Annotated in this window: 8 protein-coding genes; all 8 read left to right on the plus strand. The window is 71.0% G+C overall.

Annotation, left to right across the window (positions count from 1 at the left end):
- The first annotated feature begins 32 nt into the window (after window positions 1-32).
- The 8 genes from mfd to A5680_RS19520 all read left to right on the plus strand — a co-directional run bounded on the left by mfd (window position 33) and on the right by A5680_RS19520 (window position 9,287).
- A complete protein-coding gene (gene mfd, locus A5680_RS19485; protein WP_067822209.1) occupies window positions 33-3,692 on the plus strand; it encodes a transcription-repair coupling factor in 3,660 nt (1,219 codons plus the stop codon).
- 2 nt (window positions 3,693-3,694) lie between these two features.
- Window positions 3,695-4,666, plus strand: a complete 972-nt coding sequence (locus A5680_RS19490) for a nucleoside triphosphate pyrophosphohydrolase (protein ID WP_156675178.1) — start codon at window positions 3,695-3,697, stop codon at window positions 4,664-4,666.
- Window positions 4,667-4,754: 88 nt separating this feature from the next.
- Window positions 4,755-5,483: a lytic transglycosylase domain-containing protein gene (locus A5680_RS19495; protein WP_156349535.1), complete on the plus strand. Its 729-nt coding sequence runs from the start codon at window positions 4,755-4,757 to the stop codon at window positions 5,481-5,483.
- A 69-nt stretch (window positions 5,484-5,552) separates the two neighbouring features.
- Window positions 5,553-6,842, plus strand: a complete 1,290-nt coding sequence (eno, locus tag A5680_RS19500) for a phosphopyruvate hydratase (RefSeq protein WP_067822215.1) — start codon at window positions 5,553-5,555, stop codon at window positions 6,840-6,842.
- A 1-nt stretch (window position 6,843) separates the two neighbouring features.
- Entirely contained in the window at window positions 6,844-7,479 is a 636-nt protein-coding gene (locus tag A5680_RS19505) for a septum formation initiator family protein (protein WP_067822218.1), read from the plus strand.
- Window positions 7,472-7,960, plus strand: a complete 489-nt coding sequence (locus tag A5680_RS19510; protein WP_067822221.1) for a DUF501 domain-containing protein — start codon at window positions 7,472-7,474, stop codon at window positions 7,958-7,960. The genes A5680_RS19505 and A5680_RS19510 overlap by 8 nt, the downstream gene beginning before the upstream one ends.
- Window positions 7,954-8,898, plus strand: coding sequence for a Ppx/GppA phosphatase family protein (locus A5680_RS19515; protein WP_067822224.1), 945 nt, complete (start codon window positions 7,954-7,956; stop codon window positions 8,896-8,898). Before A5680_RS19510 ends, A5680_RS19515 begins: the two co-directional genes overlap by 7 nt.
- Before the next feature lie 101 nt (window positions 8,899-8,999).
- Window positions 9,000-9,287 carry a hypothetical protein gene (locus tag A5680_RS19520; protein WP_055403098.1) on the plus strand — a complete coding sequence of 96 codons (288 nt, stop codon included), beginning with the start codon at window positions 9,000-9,002 and terminating at the stop codon, window positions 9,285-9,287.
- Window positions 9,288-9,354: the final 67 nt, after the last annotated feature.

The raw sequence follows: 9,354 nt of genomic DNA on the forward strand, positions 1-9,354 counted from the left end.
ACGATTCTTGGCGCCCCTAGAATGTATTCATCATGACCGCACCGGGGCCTGCTCGCCCAGAACCCCCGATCGCGGGGCTCGTTGAATTGGCGCTCACCGCGCCGACCTTCCAGCAATTGATCGAAAGCGCGGCCGCGCGACCGGCCGAGCTTGCACTGGTGGGTCCAGCCAGCGCACGGCTCTTTGTGGCCAGCGCGCTGGCGCGGTTGGGCCCTTTGCTGGTAGTCACCGCGACCGGGCGCGAAGCCGACGACCTGACCGCCGAACTGCGCGGTGTCTTCGGCGACGCCGTAGCGGCCTTTCCGTCCTGGGAGACCCTGCCGCACGAGCGGCTCTCACCGGGCGTCGACACCGTCGGCACCAGGTTGACCGTGCTGCGCCGGCTGGCCCATCCCGACGACGCGCGGTTGGGGCCGCCGCTGCGGGTGGTGGTGACGGCGGTGCGTTCGCTGCTGCAGCCGATGACGCCGGAGCTGGGCCGCATCGAGCCGGTCACGTTCACGGTCGGCGAGGAGATCGCCTTCGAGGATGTGGTCGCCCGGCTGGTGGAGCTGGCCTACACCCGGGTCGACATGGTGGGCCGGCGCGGCGAGTTCGCCGTGCGCGGCGGGATTCTCGACGTCTTCCCGCCGACCGCCGAGCACCCGGTGCGCATCGAGTTCTGGGGCGACGAGGTCAGCGAGATGCGGATGTTCGCCGTCGCCGACCAGCGCTCCATCCCCGAGATCGAGGTGGAGACGGTTATCGCGGTGCCCTGCCGCGAGCTGCTGCTGACCGACGACGTGCGGGAGCGCGCCGCCGCGCTCGCCGCCCGGCACTCCGGGCCCGGGCCCGCCATCACCGGCAGCGTCACCGACATGCTGGCCAAGCTGGCCGAGGGCATCGCGGTCGACGGCATGGAGGCGCTGCTGCCCGTGCTGCGGCCCGGTGAGCACGTGCTGCTCACCGACCAGCTGGCCGCGGGCACGCCGGTGCTGCTGTGCGACCCCGAGAAGGTGCGCACCCGGGCCGCCGACCTGATCAAGACCGGCAGCGAGTTCCTCGAGGCGTCCTGGTCGGTGGCGGCGCTGGGCACCGACGCGCCCGTCGACGTGGCGCAATTCGGCGGGTCGGGGTTCGCCGAGCTGGACGACGTGCACGCCGCCGCGGCGCGCACCGGCCATCCCTGGTGGACGCTGAGTCAGCTGTCCGCCGAGTCCGCGATGGAGCTGGACATCCGGGCGGCGCCGTCGGCCCGCGGGCACCAGCAGGACATCGACGGCATCTTCGCGATGCTGCGGGCGCACGTGTCGACCGGTGGCTACGCCGCCGTCGTCGCCCCGGGCGCCGGGACCGCCCACCGGGTGGTCGAGCGGCTTGCCGACTCCGACACCCCCGCCGCCATGCTGGAACCGGACGCGGCCGACACCTCCCTCAAGCCGGGGGTCGTCAGCGTGCTCAAGGGCCCGCTGCACGACGGCGTGATCATCGAGGGTGCCAACCTCGTCGTCATCACCGAGGCCGACCTCACCGGCAGCCGGGCCACCGCGGTCGAAGGCAAGCGGCTGGCGGCCAAGCGGCGCAACACCGTCGACCCGCTGGCGCTGACGGCCGGCGACCTGGTGGTGCACGACCAGCACGGCATCGGCCGGTTCGTCGAGATGACCGAACGCACGGTCGGCGGCGCGCGGCGCGAGTACCTGGTGCTCGAATACGCGTCGTCCAAGCGGGGCGGGGGCTCGGACAAGCTGTATGTCCCGATGGACTCGCTGGATCAGCTGTCCCGCTACGTCGGCGGCCAGGCGCCCGCGCTCTCCAAGCTCGGCGGCAGCGACTGGGCCAACACCAAGACCAAGGCCCGCCGCGCGGTCCGCGAGATCGCCGGCGAGCTCGTCGCGCTCTACGCCAAGCGCCAGGCCAGCCCCGGTCACGCGTTCGCGCCCGACACCCCGTGGCAGGCCGAGATGGAGGACGCGTTCGGCTTCACCGAGACCGTCGACCAGCTGACCGCCATCACCGAGGTCAAGGCCGACATGGAAAAGCCGATCCCGATGGACCGGGTGATCTGCGGCGACGTCGGCTACGGCAAGACCGAGATCGCGGTGCGCGCGGCGTTCAAGGCCGTCCAGGACGGCAAGCAGGTCGCCGTGCTGGTGCCGACCACGCTGCTGGCCGACCAGCACCTGCAGACGTTCAGCGACCGGATGGCCGGCTTCCCGGTGACCGTCAAGGGGCTGTCGCGGTTCACCGACAACGCCGAGTCCCGCGCCGTGGTCGAGGGCCTGGCCGACGGGTCGGTCGACGTCGTGATCGGCACGCACCGGCTGCTGCAGACCGGGGTGCGCTGGAAGGACCTGGGCCTGGTGGTGGTCGACGAGGAGCAGCGCTTCGGCGTCGAGCACAAGGAGCACATCAAGAGCCTGCGCACGCACGTCGACGTGCTGACCATGAGCGCCACGCCCATCCCACGCACGCTGGAGATGAGCCTGGCCGGGATCCGCGAGATGTCGACCATCCTGACGCCGCCCGAGGAGCGCTACCCGGTGCTGACCTACGTCGGGCCGCACGACGACAAGCAGGTCGCGGCCGCGTTGCGGCGCGAGCTGTTGCGCGACGGCCAGGCGTTCTACGTGCACAACCGGGTCAGTTCGATCGACCGCGCCGCGGCGCACGTCCGCGAGCTGGTGCCGGAGGCGCGCGTCGTCGTCGCGCACGGGCAGATGCCCGAGGACCGGCTGGAACGCACCGTGCAGGGCTTCTGGAACCGCGAATACGACATCCTGGTGTGCACCACGATCGTGGAGACCGGCCTGGACATCTCCAACGCCAACACGCTGATCGTCGAGCGGGCCGACACGTTCGGGCTGTCGCAGCTGCACCAGCTGCGCGGCCGGGTGGGGCGCAGCCGCGAGCGCGGTTACGCCTACTTCCTGTATCCGCCGCACGCGCCGCTGACCGAGACGGCCTACGACCGGCTGGCGACCATCGCCCAGAACAACGAGCTGGGCGCCGGCATGGCGGTCGCGCTGAAGGACCTCGAGATCCGCGGGGCGGGCAACGTGCTGGGCGTCGAGCAGTCCGGGCACGTCGCCGGGGTGGGGTTCGACCTGTACGTGCGGCTGGTGGGCGAGGCCGTGGAGGCGTACCGGGCGGCCGCCGACGGCCAGACGGTGACCGCCGCCGAGGAGCCCAAGGACGTGCGGATCGACCTGCCGGTGGACGCCCACCTGCCGCCGGACTACATCGCCAGCGACCGGCTGCGGCTGGAGGCCTACCGGCGGCTGGCCGCGGCCTCGGACGACGAGGCCGTCGGCGCCGTCGTGGAGGAGCTCGTCGACCGCTACGGCGCGCTGCCCGAGCCGGCCCTGCGGCTGGTGGCGGTCGCGCGGTTGCGGCTGCTGTGCCGGGCCGCCGGCATCACCGAGGTGTCCGCGCCGTCCGCGGCAACCGTGCGGCTGTCGCCGATCACGCTGCCCGATTCGGCCCAGGTGCGGCTCAAGCGGATGTATCCGGCGGCGGGCTACCGCGCCACCACCTCCACCGTGCAGGTGCCGATCCCGCGGGCCGGCGGCGTCGGCGCGGCGCGCATCCGGGACGTCGAGTTGGTGCAGATGGTGGCCGATCTGGTCACCGCACTGCAGGGAAAACCACAGATAGACATTGGTATAACGGGGTCACCGGCACCGACGAGCGGGGAGGAGCGGCGCGCGTGACGATCGTCGTCCTGTTCGACCCGCGCCGCCCGTCGCTGGTACCCGTGGAGGCCATCGAACACCTCGGCGGGGAGGTCCAGTACACCGAGGAAATGCCCGTCGCGGTGCCGTGGTCGCTGCCCGCGGCGCGCCCGGTGCACTCCGGCGACCCCGACCATCCGCCGCCGGTGCTGCTGTCGTCGGACCCCGAACATCCCGCGGTCACCGCCCGGCTCGCGGCCGGCGCCCGGTTGATCTCCGCGCCGGAGACGCCTCGCGGCGAACGACTGGTCGACGTGGTCGCGATGATGGACAAACTGCGCACCGCCGGCCCGTGGGAGAGCGAACAAACCCACGACTCGCTGCGCAGGTTCCTGCTCGAGGAGACGTACGAAGTGCTGGACGCGGTCCGCAGCGGCAACGCCGAGGCGCTGCGTGAGGAACTCGGCGACGTGTTGCTGCAGGTCCTCTTCCACGCCCGCATCGCCGAGGACGCCCCGCAGCTTCCCTTCACCATCGACGACGTCGCCGTCACGCTGATGCGCAAGCTGGGCAATCGGGTGCCAGGTGTGCTTGCGGGTCAAACCATTTCGCTCGAAGAGCAGCTGGCGCAATGGGAGGAGCGCAAGGCGGCCGAAAAGCCGCGCAAGTCGGTGATGGACGACGTGCACACCGGCCAACCGGCGTTGGCGTTGGCGCAGAAGGTGATTCAGCGTGCCGAGAAGGCGGGCCTGCCGGCCGACCTCGTCCCCGCCGACATCACGTCCGTCTCCGTGTCCGCCGACGGCGACGCCGAAGGCGCGCTGCGCGCGGCGGTTCTTCAGTTCGTGGACACCGTCCGCGGGGTGGAGCGGGCGATCGCCGCGACCCGCCGCGGCGACGGCGTCCCGGAGGAGCTCGACGCGGCCCCGCTCGGAGAGGTCACCGAGGACGAGTGGCGGGCGCACTGGCCCAAAGACGAGCCCGCCGCCGACGCCACGGCCGAAGCCGACTGACCAACGCAACCGGACAACACCGAAACCCATGGGACGATGGTTAGGCGGAAGTTGGCGCAGGGGATTTGAGGGAGCTTTAACCAGCATGGTGTCGCCGAGGCGTTGGTTGCGCGCGGCCGCCGTGATCGGCGCGACCGCGATGCTGCTGGCCTCCAGCTGCACCTGGCAGCTCAGCCTGTTCATTCCCGAGGGCGTCCCGCCGCCGGCCGGGGCGCCCGTGCCGCCGGTGGACACGCACGCCAGCGGGCGGCCCGCGGATCAGCTGCGGGCGTGGGCCGAACAGCGCTCGGCGACTTTGGAGATCCCCGTGATCGCGCTGGAGGCCTACGCGTACGCCGCCCGGGTCGCCCAGGTCGAAAACCCGAAGTGCCACATCGCGTGGACCACGCTGGCGGGCATCGGGCAGGTCGAGAGCCACCACGGCACCTACCGCGGCGCGCGGCTGGCGCCCAACGGCGATGTCAGCCCCCCGATCCGCGGCGTCCGCCTGGACGGCAGCGGCGGCACGCTGCGCATCGTCGACAGCGAGGAAGAGGTGGCCGACGACGACGGGGTGGTGCGGGCCATGGGGCCCATGCAGTTCATCCCCGAGACCTGGCGGCTCTACGGCGTCGACGCCCACAACGACGGCCGCGTCAGCCCGGACAACATCGACGACGCGGCGCTCGCGGCGGCCGGTTACCTGTGTTGGCGCGGAAAGGATCTGGCAACGCCCCGCGGCTGGATCACCGCGCTGCGGGCCTACAACAACTCCGGCGTCTACGCGCGCGCGGTGCGCGACTGGGCGACCGCCTACGCGGCGGGTCACCCGCTGTAGCAGGATGTATCAGGCTTTACGCTATCGGCGGCGAGGCCGGCACCAGCTACGAACACAAGGAGAAACCCAGTGCCGATTATCGAGCAGGTCGGGGCCCGCGAAATCCTCGATTCCCGCGGCAACCCGACGGTCGAGGTCGAGATCGCCCTGATCGACGGCACGTTTGCCCGCGCGGCCGTGCCGTCCGGCGCGTCGACCGGCGAGCACGAGGCCGTCGAGTTGCGCGACGGCGGTGAGCGTTACGGCGGCAAAGGCGTGCGCAAGGCCGTCGAGGCCGTCCTGGACGAGATCGGCCCGGCGGTGATCGGGCTCAACGCCGACGACCAACGGTTGGTGGATCAGGCGCTGGTCGACCTCGACGGCACCCCCGACAAGTCCCGGCTGGGCGGCAACGCGATCCTGGGCGTGTCGCTGGCCGTCGCGAAGGCCGCCGCCGATTCCGCCGAGCTGCCGCTGTTCCGCTACATCGGCGGCCCGAACGCGCACATCCTGCCGGTGCCGATGATGAACATCCTCAACGGCGGCGCGCACGCCGACACCGCCGTCGACATCCAGGAGTTCATGGTGGCGCCGATCGGCGCCCCGAGCTTCGGCGAGGCGCTGCGCTGGGGCGCCGAGGTGTACCACTCGCTCAAGTCCGTGCTGAAGAAGGAGGGCCTGAGCACCGGGCTGGGGGACGAGGGCGGCTTCGCGCCCGACGTGGCCGGCACCACCGCGGCGCTGGACCTGATCGGCCGGGCCATCGAGTCGGCCGGTTTCAAGCTGGGCGTCGACGTGGCGCTGGCGCTGGACGCGGCGGCCACCGAGTTCTACACCGACGGCACCGGATACGCCTTCGAGGGCAGCACCCGCAGCGCCGAGCAGATGGCCGAGTTCTACGGCGGGCTGCTCGACTCCTATCCGCTGGTGTCCATCGAAGACCCACTGTCCGAAGACGATTGGGACGGCTGGGCGGCCCTGACGGCGTCGATCGGTGACCGCGTGCAGATCGTCGGCGACGACATCTTCGTCACCAATCCCGAGCGCCTCGAAGAAGGTATCGAGAAGGGCGTCGCAAATGCGTTGCTGGTCAAGGTGAATCAAATCGGCACGCTCACCGAGACGCTCGACGCCGTAGCGCTCGCCCACCACAGCGGCTACCGCACGATGATGAGCCATCGCAGCGGCGAGACCGAGGACACCACGATCGCCGACCTGGCCGTGGCGGTCGGCAGCGGGCAGATCAAGACCGGCGCGCCCGCCCGCAGCGAGCGCGTCGCCAAGTACAACCAGCTGCTGCGGATCGAGGAGGCGCTGGGCGACGCCGCCCGATACGCCGGCGATCTGGCCTTCCCGCGCTACGTGCCGGAGGCCAAATAGCTTGCCCGCCAAGCCGGATCCGAAACGGCGCTCCCCGGCATCGCGCCCGGGGAAGGCCGGGGATCCGGTTCGGCGCCGCCGCACCGCGAAGCCGTCATCCAAGCCGTCCCAAACCGCGAAGCAGGCCAGCCCGCGGTCGGTCTATGAGCATGTGGTCGAGCCCATCAAGCGCCAGGTCGCCGAGTCCGTCGAGCAACGGTCCGAGCAGCGGCTCGGCTTCACGGCGCGGCGCGCGGCGGTGCTCGCCGCGGTCGTGTGCGTGCTGACCCTGACCATCGCCGGCCCGGTGCGCACCTACTTCGCGCAGCGCACCGAGATGAATCAGCTGACGGCAAGCGAAGCCGCGCTGCGCCGTCAGATCGCCGACCTCGAGCAGAGAAAGGCCAAACTCGGGGACCCGGCCTACATCGCGGCCCAGGCCCGCGAGCGGCTCGGGTTCGTGAAACCGGGTGACATCCCCTTCCAGGTTCAGCTTCCGCCGACGGCGGCTCCGTCCGAGCCCGGGGCCCAGGCGGCGAAACCCGCGAGCAGCGATCCCTGGTACACGGCGTTGTGGCACACCATCGCCGACGCGCCGCACCTGCCGCCGGCCACTGTGCCCGCGCCCGAACCCAACCCCACGACGCCCGGTGGTTGATCGTGGCGACCTCGAGGCCGTGGCGCGTCAGCTCGGGCGTGAGCCGCGCGGCGTACTCGAGGTCGCCTATCGCTGCCCCAACGGTGAGCCCGGCGTGGTGAAGACCGCGCCGAAACTTCCTGACGGAACGCCCTTTCCGACGTTGTACTACCTGACCCATCCGGTGCTGACCGCGGCCGCGAGCCGGCTGGAGACGACGGGATTGATGCGCGAGATGTCCGAACGGCTGCGCCAGGACCCGGAATTGGCGGCCGCGTACCGACGGGCCCACGAGTCATATCTGGCCGAGCGTGACGCGATCGAGCCGCTGGGGACGACGTTCTCCGGCGGCGGAATGCCGGACCGGGTGAAGTGTTTGCACGTGTTGATCGCGCACTCGCTGGCCAAGGGGCCCGGCTGCAACCCGCTGGGCGACGAGGCGCTGGCGATCCTGGCGCCCGAGCCCGCGATGGCCGGCATCCTGGTGGCGGGCCAATGGTGAGCAGGTTCGCCGGAATCGACTGTGGCACCAACTCGATTCGGTTGCTGATCGCCGACGTGCGCGACGGCGGGCTGCGCGACGTGCACCGGGAGACGCGGATCGTGCGGCTGGGCCAGGGTGTCGATGCCACGGGTCAGTTCGCGCCGGAGGCGATCGCGCGGACCCGCGACGCGCTGGCCGACTACGCCGCCCTGCTGCGTCGGCACCGGGTCGAGCGGGTGCGGATGGTGGCCACGTCGGCCGCTCGCGACGTCGCGAATCGTGATGACTTCTTTGCGATGACGGCCGAGGTGCTGGGCGCCGTCGTGCCCGGCGCGGTGGCGGAGGTGATCAGCGGCGCCGAAGAGGCCGCCCTGTCGTTCCGCGGCGCGGTCGGTGAATTAGACCCTGCCACGGGTCCTTTCGTCGTCGTCGACCTGGGCGGGGGCTCCACCGAGATCGTGCTCGGCGGGGACGCCGTGGTGGCGAGCTACTCGGCCGACATCGGTTGCGTCCGGCTGACCGAGCGCTGTTTGCATTCCGACCCGCCGACACCCGAGGAGGTGGCGGCGGCCCGCGCCGTGGTGCGCGAGCGCCTCGACGTCGCACTGGGGGTGGTGCCCGTTCAGGGGGCGCGGACCTGGGTCGGGCTGGCCGGGACGATGACCACGCTGTCCGCGCTGGCCCACAACATGACGGCGTATGACTCTGCGGCCATTCACCTTTCGCGCGTTCCCGGCGGTGACCTGCTGGCGGTGTGCGAGCGGCTGATCGCCATGCGGCGGGCCGAGCGCGCCGCGTTGCCGCCCATGCACGAGGGACGCGCCGACGTGATCGGCGGGGGCGCGATCGTGGTCGAGGAGTTGGCGCGCGAGTTGCGTGCCCGTGCCGGGATCGACGAGTTGATCGTCAGCGAGCACGACATCCTGGACGGCATCGTGCTGTCGATCGCGGGGTGAGTCACAGGGGTCACTTGCGTCCCTGGCCGGGGGATTCGACTGTTTGCCCGCCTCATAGCGACTTTCGGGGAGGTGTCAGACCGGCGTGCGAAGGTACGGCGATGAAGCTGCAAGGAATCGAACTGCGTTACGTGCTGACCACGTATCTCGCCCACAATGGTCGAGCGACGATCGGCGAAATGATCGAAGCCCTTACCCGGCAGGGATTTCAGGTCAACGGCAGGGCATCAAAAGTCATCTCGGACGCCTTGCGTTGGGAGATCGCCCGAGACCGCGTCCGTCGCGTCGGTTGGGGACAGTACGGGCCCGGGCCCATCCCGCGGTCCACCGAATACCGTATCCACCAGCGCGTGCTGGCTCTGCGGGAGGCGGCAAAATTGTCGCTGTGAGGCGGGCAAACAGTCGCATCCTCCGGGGCGGAGGCGCAAGTGACGGATGTGACCACGGCCCGCCAGC

The organism is Mycobacterium sp. E2989 (genome assembly GCF_001667595.1).
Lineage (GTDB): Bacteria > Actinomycetota > Actinomycetes > Mycobacteriales > Mycobacteriaceae > Mycobacterium.

What these genes read in the sequence shown, in the direction of transcription:
- A5680_RS19515 (WP_067822224.1), top strand. Translation starts at nt 7,954, where the DNA reads ATGGTGAGCAGGTTCGCCGGAATCGACTGTGGCACCAACTCGATTCGG.
- A5680_RS19520 (WP_055403098.1), top strand. Translation starts at nt 9,000, where the DNA reads ATGAAGCTGCAAGGAATCGAACTGCGTTACGTGCTGACCACGTATCTC.
- mfd (WP_067822209.1), top strand. Translation starts at nt 33, where the DNA reads ATGACCGCACCGGGGCCTGCTCGCCCAGAACCCCCGATCGCGGGGCTC.